The sequence below is a fragment of the Rhodococcus sp. PSi06 genome (assembly GCF_054960675.1).
In genome coordinates, this window is the sequence record NZ_JBHNYO010000003.1 from 1 (window position 1) to 13,191 (window position 13,191).

General features: G+C 62.9%; 19 protein-coding genes. 11 read left to right on the forward strand and 8 right to left on the reverse strand.

All coding sequences use genetic code 11. The annotated features are described in order from the left end of the window. Nucleotides 1–37 precede the first annotated feature (37 nt). From ACFI9K_RS04650 to ACFI9K_RS04685, 8 genes are all read right to left on the reverse strand, one after another. Nucleotides 38–898, reverse strand: a complete 861-nt coding sequence (locus ACFI9K_RS04650; protein ID WP_462662459.1) for a glycosyltransferase family 2 protein — start codon at nucleotides 896–898, stop codon at nucleotides 38–40. Between the two features lie 65 nt (nucleotides 899–963). Beyond that, nucleotides 964–1,890, reverse strand: coding sequence for an esterase/lipase family protein (locus ACFI9K_RS04655; RefSeq protein WP_462662460.1), 927 nt, complete (start codon nucleotides 1,888–1,890; stop codon nucleotides 964–966). A gap of 248 nt (nucleotides 1,891–2,138) precedes the next feature. Next, nucleotides 2,139–2,993, reverse strand: coding sequence for an ABC transporter permease (locus tag ACFI9K_RS04660; protein WP_462662461.1), 855 nt, complete (start codon nucleotides 2,991–2,993; stop codon nucleotides 2,139–2,141). A 10-nt stretch (nucleotides 2,994–3,003) separates the two neighbouring features. Then, the gene (locus ACFI9K_RS04665; protein ID WP_462662462.1) at nucleotides 3,004–3,861 is read right to left on the reverse strand and encodes an ABC transporter permease; all 858 of its coding nucleotides are present in this window, start codon (nucleotides 3,859–3,861) and stop codon (nucleotides 3,004–3,006) included. After that, complete coding sequence (locus ACFI9K_RS04670; protein WP_462662463.1) at nucleotides 3,858–4,832, reverse strand: ATP-binding cassette domain-containing protein; 975 nt, start codon at nucleotides 4,830–4,832, stop codon at nucleotides 3,858–3,860. Before ACFI9K_RS04670 ends, ACFI9K_RS04665 begins: the two co-directional genes overlap by 4 nt. A 120-nt stretch (nucleotides 4,833–4,952) precedes the next feature. Next, nucleotides 4,953–5,906 carry an AurF N-oxygenase family protein gene (locus ACFI9K_RS04675; RefSeq protein WP_462662735.1) on the reverse strand — a complete coding sequence of 318 codons (954 nt, stop codon included), beginning with the start codon at nucleotides 5,904–5,906 and terminating at the stop codon, nucleotides 4,953–4,955. A gap of 32 nt (nucleotides 5,907–5,938) precedes the next feature. Then, nucleotides 5,939–6,844 (reverse strand): prephenate dehydrogenase dimerization domain-containing protein, encoded by a 906-nt coding sequence (locus ACFI9K_RS04680; RefSeq protein ID WP_462662464.1) that lies wholly within the window; start codon nucleotides 6,842–6,844, stop codon nucleotides 5,939–5,941. Nucleotides 6,845–6,856: 12 nt separating this feature from the next. Next, nucleotides 6,857–7,351, reverse strand: a complete 495-nt coding sequence (locus ACFI9K_RS04685; protein ID WP_462662465.1) for a hotdog fold domain-containing protein — start codon at nucleotides 7,349–7,351, stop codon at nucleotides 6,857–6,859. A 490-nt stretch (nucleotides 7,352–7,841) separates the two neighbouring features. Here ACFI9K_RS04685 and rpsJ point away from each other — a divergent pair, with 490 nt between their 5' ends. Genes rpsJ through rpsQ form a run of 11 tightly spaced genes read left to right on the forward strand, consistent with a single transcriptional unit; the run spans nucleotide 7,842 to nucleotide 13,142 of the window. Then, nucleotides 7,842–8,147, forward strand: a complete 306-nt coding sequence (gene rpsJ, locus ACFI9K_RS04690) for a 30S ribosomal protein S10 (protein WP_003938093.1) — start codon at nucleotides 7,842–7,844, stop codon at nucleotides 8,145–8,147. A 14-nt stretch (nucleotides 8,148–8,161) separates the two neighbouring features. Then, the gene (rplC, locus tag ACFI9K_RS04695; RefSeq protein ID WP_027496309.1) at nucleotides 8,162–8,827 is read left to right on the forward strand and encodes a 50S ribosomal protein L3; all 666 of its coding nucleotides are present in this window, start codon (nucleotides 8,162–8,164) and stop codon (nucleotides 8,825–8,827) included. Further along, nucleotides 8,824–9,501, forward strand: a complete 678-nt coding sequence (gene rplD, locus ACFI9K_RS04700) for a 50S ribosomal protein L4 (protein ID WP_008718317.1) — start codon at nucleotides 8,824–8,826, stop codon at nucleotides 9,499–9,501. Before rplC ends, rplD begins: the two co-directional genes overlap by 4 nt. Then, complete coding sequence (gene rplW, locus ACFI9K_RS04705; protein WP_027496310.1) at nucleotides 9,498–9,803, forward strand: 50S ribosomal protein L23; 306 nt, start codon at nucleotides 9,498–9,500, stop codon at nucleotides 9,801–9,803. The genes rplD and rplW overlap by 4 nt, the downstream gene beginning before the upstream one ends. Before the next feature lie 39 nt (nucleotides 9,804–9,842). After that, nucleotides 9,843–10,679 (forward strand): 50S ribosomal protein L2, encoded by an 837-nt coding sequence (gene rplB, locus ACFI9K_RS04710; RefSeq protein WP_008718311.1) that lies wholly within the window; start codon nucleotides 9,843–9,845, stop codon nucleotides 10,677–10,679. 13 nt (nucleotides 10,680–10,692) lie between these two features. Further along, nucleotides 10,693–10,974 (forward strand): 30S ribosomal protein S19, encoded by a 282-nt coding sequence (rpsS, locus tag ACFI9K_RS04715; protein ID WP_008718309.1) that lies wholly within the window; start codon nucleotides 10,693–10,695, stop codon nucleotides 10,972–10,974. Then, nucleotides 10,971–11,393, forward strand: coding sequence for a 50S ribosomal protein L22 (rplV, locus tag ACFI9K_RS04720; RefSeq protein ID WP_037188319.1), 423 nt, complete (start codon nucleotides 10,971–10,973; stop codon nucleotides 11,391–11,393). Before rpsS ends, rplV begins: the two co-directional genes overlap by 4 nt. Further along, a complete protein-coding gene (gene rpsC, locus ACFI9K_RS04725) occupies nucleotides 11,393–12,202 on the forward strand; it encodes a 30S ribosomal protein S3 (RefSeq protein WP_027496312.1) in 810 nt (269 codons plus the stop codon). Before rplV ends, rpsC begins: the two co-directional genes overlap by 1 nt. A gap of 3 nt (nucleotides 12,203–12,205) precedes the next feature. Next, a complete protein-coding gene (rplP, locus tag ACFI9K_RS04730) occupies nucleotides 12,206–12,622 on the forward strand; it encodes a 50S ribosomal protein L16 (protein ID WP_027496313.1) in 417 nt (138 codons plus the stop codon). Next, nucleotides 12,622–12,867 carry a 50S ribosomal protein L29 gene (rpmC, locus tag ACFI9K_RS04735; RefSeq protein ID WP_032376634.1) on the forward strand — a complete coding sequence of 82 codons (246 nt, stop codon included), beginning with the start codon at nucleotides 12,622–12,624 and terminating at the stop codon, nucleotides 12,865–12,867. The genes rplP and rpmC overlap by 1 nt, the downstream gene beginning before the upstream one ends. Next, on the forward strand, nucleotides 12,864–13,142 hold the full coding sequence (rpsQ, locus tag ACFI9K_RS04740; protein ID WP_032376635.1) for a 30S ribosomal protein S17: 279 nt from the start codon (nucleotides 12,864–12,866) through the stop codon (nucleotides 13,140–13,142). The genes rpmC and rpsQ overlap by 4 nt, the downstream gene beginning before the upstream one ends. Nucleotides 13,143–13,191: the final 49 nt, after the last annotated feature.

Consider the following 13,191-nt stretch of genomic DNA (forward strand, 5'->3'; position numbering starts at 1 on the left):
AACCCCAAATTTGGTGACCCCCCCGCGACCGACCGGGCTAGGGCTGCAAAGTTCGGTAGACGAGGCCGCCGCGGATTCGCCCCAGAGCCACACCGATCAGCAGTCCACGCTCTTCGGATGCGAGTCCGCGTTTGGTGCCGAGCCACACGATCTCACCGAGCAAGCGGATGAGGCTTTGCTTGGAGATGCCGCTGTCCGGAAAATTCAGCCCGAGTCGAGCGAATCCGATTCCACGGGGAATGCCCTGTTGGAAACCTGAACGAAAACCGACTCGGTAGCGATAGGCCACCAGTGCCTCGGGTAAGTACTCCACACGGTAACCGGCGTTGAATGCCCGCCACCCCAATTCGACCTCTTCGTTAGCTCGATATGTTTCGTCCATACCGCCGAGGGCGGAGTACGCCTGCGCTGTGCACCCGAAACTGCATCCCACGACGATCGGAGCGAAGAACTGTGGTGCCTGGAATTTGTCAGGGGGAGCGATTTCGGCTATTTTCCTGCGACCGTTCGGATTGAGTGTCATACCTTCTACCGCTGAAGTGATCACATCAAAATTGCCGCTGGCCTGGAAGTCGGCCATCTTGCGGACCCAGTCGGGATGCACCGCGTCGTCTGCGTCGCAGAACAGGAGTAGTTGCCCGGATGCGACGCGGGCACCGGCGTTGCGCGCGTAGGCCGGTCCGACCCCGTCGTTGGCTCGCACGATGCGTAGATCGAAGCGAGAGTAGAGCGAGGTGTCGAGATCCTCGATCGCGCCATCGGTCGAATTGTTGTCGACCAGGACGACTTCGAAATCTCGGTCGATATCTTGTCTCGTCAGAGCAGCAAGTTGAACAGCCAAGTAGTCCCCGGCGTTGTGCACCGGAATCACTACGGTGATTTCAGCAGTAGCGGGCATCGTAGCCTTTCTCCTGGTCGCACGCGTCCAGCGGGCGCTTCAACGGGCCAGCACCGACTGCGGTGCTAAGCGCAGGGAGCCGGGTGATCGCGCCCGTACTGGGCATCGAGTCCCGAAAGCACCATATACACCGGTTCGGGGTCTGCGACCAAGCCGAGGTGGCTGGTCGTCGCACCGGGACATACATCCTGAACCCAGACGTTGTGCACTGAAGATCTATCGGTGGACTGGAGAAAGGTCAGCTCGGGAGGCGTGGATATCTGATCGTCACGGGTAGCGATCACGGTGTAGTCGACGCCGGGCAGAACGTCGCCGCCAGCGTTCAAGTTGACCAACACCGGGGAAGCGATGAGCTGCTGAGCTCCTGCCATGTTCCAAGCAAGAGGGGTGATGGCGTCGCCAGGGAGACCGAGCGAGGTAACTACCTTTGCCAATTCCTGAAGCCCACCGAATGTCGTTCCGTGGTTGGTTGCACCCAAGGTGATGAGACTGTGGACCTTGTTTCGGGCCGGGTCGGCCGGGTCGGTGCCGCCGTCGAACTTCATGTACTGCCGAGCAACGATTCCGCCCTGCGAGTGTCCGACGATATCGACCTGAGAGGATCCCGTCTCGGTCAGAACTCGATCGATGAAGTCGCCGACTTCACGTGCCGATTGCGGAATGTCGCCCGAGCCCCACACAACTTTGCCGGGCTCGAACAGCAGCCCGACGGCACCGTAGTTGGGTGCGAACACGCAGTAGCCCTGTTCGATGAGCTGCGGGGCCAGCACAGACCACGTGGTGGAGTCCATTTTTGTGCCATGTATCAACACCACCGGACGAGGGTGCTCGGGGCTGGGAACACAACTGAAGTCGTTCGTCCCCTCGACGGTTGGGATAGCAGGTTGGGGAGCGGCAGGGTCAGCGGAAGCGACAGAGCTCCCGGTGAAAATCACGGCGGACATTGCTAGGAGCGCGCAGAAGATACCCGCAACTCGGGTGGTAATCGCCATGGCCTCTTTCCGGTCGGCTCACCGCGTCGTTCGACGCCGGCGACAGCATGTGGTTGACATGACCGTAACATTTTTGCGGCGAGAAGCCTTTTGGGCAAATGCGGAACTACAGCGCCAGTAGTTGTGCGGGACCGTCCCGTGTGGCAATCCTCACGTCGACCGGCAATTCGGATACCAGCAGAGCGTGCAACGTCCGGCGCCACCGCTTTCACTGCCTCGGATCAAGAAAACGCGTAGCAGTTGGCCGATCACCCGGTCGAAGATGCCTTCTTGTACCCCCGGATGGCAGGGATCAGAAACACCACTGCCATACCGAGTGACCACGCAAAGGTCCGCAAGACCGGCGTCAGCACCGGACCACCCTCGGCAAGATTGCGCATCGCATTGACCGCGACCGACATGGGCTGTGCCGCGACGACAGGTTGAAGCCACGGCGGGTACGCCAGTACTGGAACAAAGCCGGCGTTGAAGAACATCAGTAGCGTCGCAAAGATCGACACGACTTCGACCAGGGGTGCGTCGCCGGCGACCGTTGCCAGGAATGTGATCATCACCGCGAACCCGATACCGAATACGACGGGCAACAAGATCAGCAAGATACCGGCCGGAATTCCCTGGGTGAATCTGAACCCCAGTGCCACACCGGCGCAGGTGATGACGATGGTGGTGACGAGCACCCGGACGGCTTCCGCGATGATTCTTCCCAGCAGACCGGCCGCGCGGTGAGTCGGCGTCGTCCAGAACCGCGACAGTAAACCCGTCTTTCTTTCGCCCTTGAGGCCGACAGCGCTGACGATGGACCCGAACATGGCCCCGACCAGAGCGATCATCGGCACCTGTCCGTAGATCGCCGGCGAGCCGGTGGCCGCGGAAATCGAGTTTCCGAGTACGACACGGAACATGACCAGCATCAATGCGGGGTACAGCAGCGCTTGAATCATTGTCGACGGATCGCGCATCCAGCGCGTCAGCAGCCGCTTCGCTTGAATCAGACTATGAGTCCCGAGCGCACGAATCGACCCTTCTCGCAGGACCATGTTGGGTTCGGGGAAGGTCAGGTTGGATACGCGCGTGGTGTTCACCGACGCCTCTGACATCGTCATTTCGGCCTCGTCATTCCGGTCTCGAGCTCGCCCAGATTGCGAGCGGGACGAAGAACAGGATCAGGCCGACCACCCACGCGAGCGACGGCCACAACACCTGGAAGCTGACTCCGCCTTCGGCCATATCCCGCATCGCGAAGGAGAACTGCGAAATCGGCTGGTTGCGTACGAACGGTCGGATCAGTTCCGGAAAACCACTTTCCGGAACGAACCCGCACGACGCCATACCGAGAATGAGCTGGGGGAGAGTCAACACCTGACTGGTCGCTTCGGGACTCTTCGAGAGTGTGCCGATCGCATCGGCACCGATCGACAGCGTCGTGCTGATCAGCATGGCGAGTGCGCAGAACAGCAAGGCTTGACCGAATCCAGCAGTGAAGCGAAAACCGATGATGTAACCGAAGCCGAGCGCCGATACCAACGACACCAACGAACGGACCACACCGCTCGAGATTCGCGAGACCAGCGGGACACCGCGTACGACGGGCATCGTTTTCAACCGAGAATTGAGTCCACTCATCGACTCCGTCGAGGCCCTCTGCGCGGCGGATATAGCAGTGAACGCCATTGCCTGCAGCACGATGATCGGCATCAAGAATTGGGCGTAATTGATCCCCTGTAAGCCCATCACGAACTTGAGTGGAAGGTAGAAGCCGACAGTGAAGATCAGCGGAGCGATGACTGCGATCAGTAACTCGCCCTGGGTGAGCATGGTCCAGAGCGAGCGACCGGTGAGCGCCTGCCATTGAACGAAGCCGGAGGGTTTGGTCCTCGACCGCCGCTTGGGCTGCTGTGTTGTGGTACCGGCACCGGTCCGCTCGACAAACCTCGGCTGCGTCTTGGATACCCCCCGCGTCGTGGCCGTCATGACGTCGAACTCGTCGCCTGCGAGTGGCCCGTGAGAGTGAGGAACACATCGTCCAACGAGGGACGACGCAGTGCGATGTCGGCCAAGACGATTCCCTCCGCGTCGACGCGGCGCAGGATCTCGGACAGCGTCGCTGCGCCGTCGGGTGCCGGCACCGAAAGTCGGTCCGATGTAGCGGTGATCTCGGCGTGCACGGCCGACGGGACCATGTCGCCCAGTGCGCGGGCGGCCGCTCGGAGCTGACCGGGATCGAGCGGCACCACTTCGCAGTAGCTGCCACCGGTCATGGCCTTGAGCTGATCCGACGTGCCCTCGGCGATGACGGTGCCCTTGTCGATGACGATGATGTTGTCGCTGAGGACGTCCGCCTCTTCGAGGTACTGCGTCGTCAACAGCACGGTGATGCCCTGCGCCTTGAGTGCTTCGACGAGCGACCACACGCCCTGCCGGCTACGAGGGTCGAGTCCGGTCGTCGGCTCGTCGAGGAACACGACCTCGGGTCGCACGACCAAGCCGCAAGCGATGTCGATACGGCGTCGCATACCGCCGGAGTACCCGCGTACGGGCCGCTTGCCGGTATCCGAGAGATCGAACTCGTCGAGCAGGGCTTTGGCGCGGGCTTTGGCGGCCTTCTTGTCCAGCCCCATCAAACGGCCGAACAACTCGATGTTCTCGCGGCCGGAGAGCGTGTCGTCGAGTGCCGCGTACTGCCCGGTCATCATGATCGAGCGTCGTACCGCCGGGGCGTCGGCCGCAACATCGTGTCCGGCGACGAATGCTTTGCCACTGTCCGGTGCGATCAGGGTGGAGAGCACCTTGACCGTGGTGGTCTTGCCGGCACCGTTGGGACCGAGAATGCCCAGGACGGTTCCGCGCTCCGCGGAAAAGCTGATGCCGCGCAGCGCATGCACATCACCGAAGGACTTGTGTACGTCCTCCACGTGTACGGCTGCGTGTTGAGCTGACGACATCGAGTCTCCGAGCTGTCGGGGTGGATGGTGGGACCGGACCCCTGGAGTCGAGGGCCACTACTTGATACCGGAATTCCCCGAGAATGTTACCTGCGGGTCGACGCCGGGTGACCTCCGCAGTCAGCCCCAATCGATATCGATGCTGTCCTCGACGTCGAGTTTCCGACACAGCGACCGAAGCCCGCTGTAATCCTGAACCAACGCACGGCGACTCTTGTCCTGCTCGACGTCTGCCAGCATCTCCTCGGCACCGCGGACGCCCTCGAGTTCGAGGATGCGCCGCCACGTAGAGAAATCGCTGCTCGAGAACGCGTCCATCCCATCTACGAGGCCGTCGAGGAACTTCTGTCGGTCGTTGGCTCCGAGCCGATCGAAGACGATCGCGGCCATGTCGTCGGCGATCGACGCATGGCAGTACTCGTCACGGTTGTGCAGTTTCACCGTCGCCCGATTGATGGGCTGAATGATGTCGTCGTCCTCTATCAGGTCCAAGTAGGAAGTGATGGAAATCTCTGCGACCGTCATGAAGGCGAGAGAACTGATTGCCGCGGACCACGAGTCCTCGCTGCCTGCTTGGGCAGTACGTTGCCTACGCACAGTGGAGCTGAACGGCAACGAGCGCTCGGACAGCGCCCATCCACGTCCCCTGCGAGTCGCTGCGCTCGCGTTGAGGTGCATCAGCGTGTGGTACTGCTCGTCCACCATGGCCTGAGTGACCGCCACTGCGAGCGTGTCTCCCATTCCGGTCTCGAACACGTCCTGTGCCAGCAGCGCGAAACCGGGGTGTACGACGTGCTGTTCGACATCCATCACGTTCTTGTTGAACGCGATCCAACCCCACGCGCGGAGCCGATTCTGCTGCTCCGGTGTGGCGCCTGCGAACGTGTCGTGCTCGCCGAAGGGGATCAGAGCGTCGGGGAAGTCCTGCTTGGCCGTGTCGAACAAGTCGTCGAGTTCGGGCTCGGGCTTCTTCACCGTCGCGCGCTGCGACCAGTTCTTCGCCAGCCTCGAGACGACCGCGCTCTCCACGACGTCGTCGGCGTCGAATTCCGGCAAGGACGGCTGTTCCAGCATTGCGTGCCTCGCCTTCGCGATGTTGTGAGTGGTCATCGGTTACTACTATTACCTCGAACGATACCGAACATCTCTGCACAGACGGTGCGATACCGATCGCCGCTGCCGCTCAGGGCGGACCCGGCTTCGGTCAGCAGTCGAGCGAACTCGGACTCCGAACCGGAATCGACTGCCTCGTTCAATGTCTTCGTCGCCCGACGCAAGGCCGATCTGGCCTCGCCGGCGTGTGGATTGCCGGCCTGGACATCCCAGTAGACCTCGGGTTCGCCGCCCGTGATGCGCGCGAGCAGCGCCAGCAACGTGGTGTGTGGAGGAGGCGCAACGGCGTCGATGTCGCCGAACGGCAAACCGAGTTCGGCCAGTGCCAACCCGAATGCCAGCACACTGGCGTGCGTGAGAGCCTGCGTCGCGGCGGCGAGGCGATCGTGGCGTTCGGCGTCGAGAGGTACGACGCGGCCACCCCACCGCGCGATTCTGTCGAGGAAGGCGTCCACGGCGATGCCTTCGCGGTGTACGACAGCGGCTACCGGACGCCCGGCCATACCCAGGGACGGGGCGAACATGGGATTGATACCGACAACGGCACCGAGGCGGTCGGTGGCAGCCACGTGGCGAGCGAAGCCAGACTTGACCGACAGGGTCTCCACCAGTAGCGCCTCGGGCCGTACTGCCGTCAAGTCTGCTGCCAACGCCACTGATTCGGGCACCGCCAGGATCACCGTCGCGGCACGCCCCAGCGCCGCTTCGAGATCGTTGTCGGGCGAGGTGATGTCTCCGACCGTGACGGGCAAGGCTGCGTCGGGACCGGCATTGACGTCGACGACCGTCACGGCTACGCCGTCGTTGCGCAACAGATCGACCATCAGGCGGCCGACAGCCCCCGACCCGCCGACCACTACTACCGAGTCATCGGACTCCGACTGCATCTCCCGGTTCATGGCTCGAGTATGTCAACGGGACGCGGCGGACACCCAGATGGTGATGTCCGCGTGCACCACTTCGACACTTGCGGTGTCGCGTATCGACACCGGCACGACGAGTTCGAGCCCGTCGGTCACGGTGGAGAAATCCGGGATCGAGTCGAGTTCGGCAACGGCGCGGAGCGAGGTGGTCGCCTTCGTCAGATACGCGACATTCATCGATTTGGGGATCCAGCGATGCGACGTCGGCACCGTCGCCTCGGCGAGCATTCCCATCGCAACCTCCGCGAGATTGCACGCTGCGATGGCGTGGAACGTGCCCAAATGATTCCGAATGCCGAACCATTTCGGAGCCGTCACCTCGCAGCGCCCCGGTTCGAGCGCCACTACCCGCGGCAGCACAGACGCGAAGTAGGGGACCCGAAGACACATGCCGACGGAGAACACGGCGGACCCGATAGTGTTGTGTGGGAGCTTGGACCAGGCGCGATAGGTGATGCCGGTGGTGCTCTCGACTGCGGTCATGGCGCTACCTTACTGCTCGGTAAGGTAGCGCGGTGGACATCGTCGGACCCCGAGTTGATCTGTCGCCCTGTCTGCGGCATACTGGTCGGGTTGCCTGGACACGGGACGCGCATGCGTGCGGCCTGAAACAGGTGAGTCTGCCGAGAGGCCGGCTGAGCAAGACATGAGACCAGCGCTCCACGTGAGCGCGTCCGGAACACCAGCTCGATCGGTGCGGGTTTCCCTCGGTACGGATGGTTGAAGCGAAAGTTTCAGCGCAGAAGTATGAGCGGGATCGCGACACGCCCGACCGCGTGGACCGGAGAACCATGACAGATGAAGAGCGGCAACGGATGCAGGCCACGCCTGGGTCGTCAACGTTTTTCACTGTCGTGTGTGCACGAAGGCAGTTCGGGTCGGTGGGTTCCACCGGCTCGGGGACTGTGCAGACGAGGTGGAGCAGGCCGAACGGCCCGTTCTACGACCAAGCGGCAAGAAAAGGACACTAAGCGTGGCGGGACAAAAGATCCGCATCAGGCTCAAGGCCTACGACCATGAGGCGATCGACGCGTCAGCGCGCAAGATCGTCGAAACGGTCACCCGTACGGGTGCCCGCGTCGTCGGACCGGTGCCGTTGCCGACAGAGAAGAACGTGTACTGCGTCATCCGTTCGCCGCACAAGTACAAGGACTCGCGCGAACACTTCGAGATGCGTACTCACAAGCGGCTCATTGACATCCTCGACCCGACACCGAAGACGGTGGACGCGCTCATGCGCATCGACCTCCCGGCCAGTGTCGACGTCAACATCCAGTGAGCGCGGAGACAACGATGACTGATAACAAGAACCGGCCTGCGACAGGAATTCTGGGCACCAAGCTCGGAATGACCCAGGTCTTCGACGAGAACAACCGCGTCGTTCCGGTGACCGTGATCAAGGCAGGCCCCAACGTGGTCACCCAGATCCGCACCCAGGAACGTGACGGCTACAGCGCCGTCCAGGTCGCATTCGGTGCGATCGACCCGCGCAAGGTGAACAAGCCCACCACCGGCCAGTTCGAGAAGGCAGGTGTCACGCCGCGTCGCCACATCGTGGAGATTCGCGTTGCCGACGCCTCGCAGTTCGAGGTCGGCCAGGAGCTCACGGCTGCAGTGTTCGAGGACGGCGCATACGTCGACGTCACCGGCACCAGCAAGGGCAAGGGCTTCGCCGGAACCATGAAGCGTCACGGCTTCAAGGGACAGGGCGCGAGCCACGGTGCACAGGCTGTGCACCGTCGTCCCGGATCCATCGGTGGCTGCGCAACTCCGGGCCGCGTGTTCAAGGGAATGCGCATGTCCGGACGTATGGGTGGCGACCGTGTCACGACGCAGAACCTCTCGGTCCACAAGGTGGACAGCGAGAACGGTCTGCTGCTGATCAAGGGAGCGATCCCGGGCCGTCGCGGCAACGTCGTGATCGTCAAGTCTGCATTGAAGGGTGGTGCACGAGCATGACCAGCCTCGAGAAGAACACCGAGACCAAGCTGACGCTCGATGTCAAGGAAGCCGGCGGCAAGACCAACGGCACCGTCGATCTCCCCGCGGAGATCTTCGACGCACCGGCGAACATCGCGCTGCTGCACCAGGTCGTCATCGCACAGCTGGCTGCTGCTCGTCAGGGAACCCACTCCACGAAGACTCGTGGCGAGGTTCGCGGCGGCGGCAAGAAGCCGTACCGGCAGAAGGGCACCGGCCGCGCCCGTCAGGGCTCGACTCGCGCTCCTCAGTTCGTCGGCGGTGGCACAGTCCACGGACCGCAGCCGCGCGACTACAGCCAGCGGACCCCCAAGAAGATGAAGGCCGCCGCTCTGCGCGGAGCCCTCTCCGATCGGGCCCGCAGCGAGCGCTTGCACGTCATCACCGAATTGGTTGCCGGACAGGTTCCGTCCACCAAGGGTGCGAAGACGTTCCTCGCCGAGATCTCGGACCGCAAGAAGGTCCTGCTCGTCGTCGGCCGCGAGGACATCGCAGCCTGGAAGAGCGTTCAGAACCTGGACGGCGTGCACCCGATTGCACCCGACCAGCTCAACACGTACGACGTGCTCAACGCCGATGATGTCGTCTTCAGCGTGGAAGCGCTGAACACCTTCATCGCTGGGCCTGCAAAGAACGAGGAGGCAAGCAAGTGACCACGATCGCCGATCCCCGCGACATCTTGCTGGCACCGGTCATCTCCGAGAAGTCCTACGGACTGATCGAAGAAGGCACGTACACGTTCCTGGTGCACCCGGACTCGAACAAGACGCAGATCAAGATTGCCGTCGAGAAGATCTTCGACGTCACCGTGACCAGCGTCAACACGATGAACCGTCAGGGCAAGCGTAAGCGGACCCGGTTCGGTTACGGCAAGCGCAAGGACACCAAGCGCGCGCTCGTAACGCTCTCCGCCGACAGCAAGCCCATCGAGATCTTCGGAGGTCCGGTCGCGTAAGCGACTGGGACTCTTCGGATATAGAGGACGAGAAGACTCATGGCAATCCGTAAATACAAGCCGACAACCCCGGGCCGTCGTGGCTCCAGCGTGTCCGACTTCGCTGAGATCACGCGTTCGACCCCCGAGAAGTCGCTGATCCGCCCGCTGCACGGCCGCGGTGGACGTAACGCACACGGTCGTATCACCACCCGGCACAAGGGTGGCGGTCACAAGCGTGCGTACCGTCTCATCGACTTCCGTCGCAACGACAAGGACGGCGTGCCGGCCAAGGTCGCTCACATCGAGTACGACCCCAACCGCACCGCGAACATCGCCCTGCTGCACTTCGCCGATGGCGAGAAGCGCTACATCGTCGCACCCAAGGGCATCGCCCAGGGATCGCCGATCGAGCAGGGTGCCAATGCCGACATCAAGCCCGGCAACAACCTGCCCTTGCGCAACATCCCCACGGGTACGACCATCCACGCGGTCGAACTCCGTCCGGGTGGTGGCGCGAAGATGGCCCGCTCCGCCGGAGCGAGCATCCAGCTCCTCGGTAAGGAAGGCCCCTACGCCACGCTGCGTATGCCGTCCGGTGAAATCCGTCGCGTCGACGTGCGCTGCCGCGCAACCGTCGGCGAGGTCGGTAACGCCGAGCAGTCGAACATCAACTGGGGTAAGGCCGGCCGCATGCGGTGGAAGGGCAAGCGCCCGACCGTCCGTGGTGTCGTGATGAACCCGGTCGACCACCCGCACGGTGGCGGCGAGGGCAAGACCTCCGGTGGACGCCACCCGGTCAGCCCTTGGGGACAGCCTGAGGGCCGTACCCGCAAGAACAAGGCGAGCGACAAGCTCATCGTCCGTCGTCGTCGTACCGGCAAGAACAAGCGCTAGGAGGGAGTTCAGAATGCCACGCAGCCTGAAGAAAGGCCCGTTCGTAGACGATCACCTCCTCGCGAAGGTTGACGTCCAGAACGACAAGGGAACCAAGCAGGTCATCAAGACCTGGTCCCGTCGATCGACAATTCTCCCCGACTTCATCGGTCACACTTTCGCCGTCCACGACGGTCGCAAGCACGTGCCGGTGTTCGTGTCCGACTCCATGGTCGGCCACAAGCTCGGAGAGTTCGCACCGACCCGCACGTTCAAGGGTCACATCAAGGACGACCGGAAGGCGAAGAGGCGATGACCAACTTCACCCCCACCGCCAATCCGACTGCCAAGGCCGTAGCGAAGCACGTTCGCGTCACGCCGATGAAGGCACGTCGCGTCGTGGATCTGGTTCGAGGGCGCTCCGTCGAGGACGCGCTCAACATCCTCAAGTTCGCGCCGCAGGCAGCGAGCGAGCCGGTCGCCAAGGTGATCGCGTCCGCAGCGGCCAACGCCGAGAACAACCTGGATCTCGATCCCAGCACGCTGATCGTCGCCACTGCTTTCGTCGACGAGGGTGCAACCCTCAAGCGATTCCAGCCGCGCGCTCAGGGCCGGGCTTTCCGGATCCGCAAGCGCACCAGCCACATCACGGTGATCGTCGAAAGCCTGCCCAAGACCGGCGGAACGTCTCGTAACCGTCGTAAGGGCCAGGCGTCCAAGGAAGGGGCTCAGTAGTGGGTCAGAAAATCAACCCGCACGGCTTCCGCTTGGGTATCACCACTGACTGGAAGTCGCGCTGGTACGCAGACAAGCAGTACTCGGAGTACGTCAAGGAAGACGTCGAGATCCGCAAGCTCCTCGCCACCGGCATGGAGCGAGCGGGTATCGCCAAGGTCGAGATCGAGCGCACTCGTGACCGTGTTCGCGTGGACATCCACACGGCGCGTCCGGGCATCGTCATCGGTCGCCGTGGTGCCGAGGCCGACCGCATCCGCGGAGCTCTCGAGAAGCTGACCGGCAAGCAGGTTCAGCTCAACATCCTCGAGGTCAAGAACGCCGAGTCCGAGGCTCAGCTCGTGGCTCAGGGTGTTGCCGAGCAGCTCAGCAACCGCGTCGCATTCCGTCGCGCCATGCGTAAGGCCATTCAGTCGGCCATGCGTCAGCCGAACGTCAAGGGCATTCGTGTTCAGTGCTCGGGCCGTCTCGGTGGCGCAGAAATGTCTCGCTCGGAGTTCTACCGCGAGGGACGCGTTCCCCTGCACACGCTCCGTGCCGACATCGACTACGGGCTGTACGAGGCCAAGACCACCTTCGGCCGCATCGGCGTCAAGGTCTGGATCTACAAGGGCGACATCGTCGGCGGACGGCGTGAACTCGCTGCCGCAGCGGCTCCGGCCGCCGGTGCAGACCGTCCCCGTCGTGAGCGTCCCACTCGGCCGCGTCGCAGCGGTGCCTCGGGCACCACGGCGACCAGCACCGAGGCCGGCCGCGCGGCATCCGCAACCGAGGCCCCGGCCTCGACCGAGCCCACTCAGGAGGGCTGACGCATGTTGATCCCCCGCCGGGTCAAGCACCGCAAGCAGCACCACCCGAAGCGTTCGGGTGCCGCCAAAGGCGGAACTCAGGTGACATTCGGTGACTACGGCATTCAGGCCCTCGAGCCCGCCTACATCACCAACCGTCAGATCGAGTCCGCTCGTATCGCGATCACTCGCCACATCAAGCGTGGCGGCAAGGTCTGGATCAACATCTTCCCGGACCGCCCGCTCACCAAGAAGCCTGCCGAGACCCGCATGGGTTCCGGTAAGGGTTCGCCCGAGTGGTGGATCGCGAACGTCAAGCCGGGTCGTGTGCTCTTCGAGCTGTCGTACCCCGACGAGACCATCGCGCGTGAGGCACTGACTCGCGCCATCCACAAGCTGCCCATCAAGGCACGCATCATCACCAGGGAGGAGCAGTTCTGATGGCTACCGGAACCCCAGCCGCAGAGCTCCGCGAGCTCACCGGTGAAGAGCTGGTCACCAAGCTGCGTGAGTCGAAGGAAGAGCTGTTCAACCTTCGTTTCCAGATGGCTACCGGCCAGTTGGACAACAACCGTCGACTGCGCGTGGTGCGCCACGAGATCGCGCGTATCTACACGGTGCTCCGCGAACGTGAGCTCGGCTTGGCCTCTGGTCCTTCCGAGGACACAGCAGGTGACGCAGCATGAGCGAGGAAAACACTGTGACTGAAGAGCGCAACAACCGTAAGGTCCGGATCGGCTACGTCGTATCCGACAAGATGGAAAAGACGATCGTGGTCGAGCTCGAGGACAGGGTCAAGCACCCCCTCTACAGCAAGATCATCCGTCGTACCACCAAGGTCAAGGCACATGACGAGAAGGGCGACGCCGGCGTAGGCGATCGCGTTCAGCTCATGGAGACCCGCCCCCTGTCCGCCACGAAGCACTGGCGACTGGTCGAGGTTCTCGAAAAGGCCAAGTAAAATCTGCACGAAAATGCCCGCCCCCATTCTGGGGGCGGGCATTTGTGCG

What these genes read in the sequence shown, in the direction of transcription:
- ACFI9K_RS04650 (WP_462662459.1), bottom strand. Translation starts at nt 898, where the DNA reads ATGCCCGCTACTGCTGAAATCACCGTAGTGATTCCGGTGCACAACGCC.
- ACFI9K_RS04655 (WP_462662460.1), bottom strand. Translation starts at nt 1,890, where the DNA reads ATGGCGATTACCACCCGAGTTGCGGGTATCTTCTGCGCGCTCCTAGCA.
- ACFI9K_RS04660 (WP_462662461.1), bottom strand. Translation starts at nt 2,993, where the DNA reads ATGACGATGTCAGAGGCGTCGGTGAACACCACGCGCGTATCCAACCTG.
- ACFI9K_RS04665 (WP_462662462.1), bottom strand. Translation starts at nt 3,861, where the DNA reads ATGACGGCCACGACGCGGGGGGTATCCAAGACGCAGCCGAGGTTTGTC.
- ACFI9K_RS04670 (WP_462662463.1), bottom strand. Translation starts at nt 4,832, where the DNA reads ATGTCGTCAGCTCAACACGCAGCCGTACACGTGGAGGACGTACACAAG.
- ACFI9K_RS04675 (WP_462662735.1), bottom strand. Translation starts at nt 5,906, where the DNA reads ATGCTGGAACAGCCGTCCTTGCCGGAATTCGACGCCGACGACGTCGTG.
- ACFI9K_RS04680 (WP_462662464.1), bottom strand. Translation starts at nt 6,844, where the DNA reads ATGAACCGGGAGATGCAGTCGGAGTCCGATGACTCGGTAGTAGTGGTC.
- ACFI9K_RS04685 (WP_462662465.1), bottom strand. Translation starts at nt 7,351, where the DNA reads ATGACCGCAGTCGAGAGCACCACCGGCATCACCTATCGCGCCTGGTCC.
- rplC (WP_027496309.1), top strand. Translation starts at nt 8,162, where the DNA reads ATGACTGATAACAAGAACCGGCCTGCGACAGGAATTCTGGGCACCAAG.
- rplD (WP_008718317.1), top strand. Translation starts at nt 8,824, where the DNA reads ATGACCAGCCTCGAGAAGAACACCGAGACCAAGCTGACGCTCGATGTC.
- rplB (WP_008718311.1), top strand. Translation starts at nt 9,843, where the DNA reads ATGGCAATCCGTAAATACAAGCCGACAACCCCGGGCCGTCGTGGCTCC.
- rpsS (WP_008718309.1), top strand. Translation starts at nt 10,693, where the DNA reads ATGCCACGCAGCCTGAAGAAAGGCCCGTTCGTAGACGATCACCTCCTC.
- rplV (WP_037188319.1), top strand. Translation starts at nt 10,971, where the DNA reads ATGACCAACTTCACCCCCACCGCCAATCCGACTGCCAAGGCCGTAGCG.
- rplP (WP_027496313.1), top strand. Translation starts at nt 12,206, where the DNA reads ATGTTGATCCCCCGCCGGGTCAAGCACCGCAAGCAGCACCACCCGAAG.
- rpmC (WP_032376634.1), top strand. Translation starts at nt 12,622, where the DNA reads ATGGCTACCGGAACCCCAGCCGCAGAGCTCCGCGAGCTCACCGGTGAA.
- rpsQ (WP_032376635.1), top strand. Translation starts at nt 12,864, where the DNA reads ATGAGCGAGGAAAACACTGTGACTGAAGAGCGCAACAACCGTAAGGTC.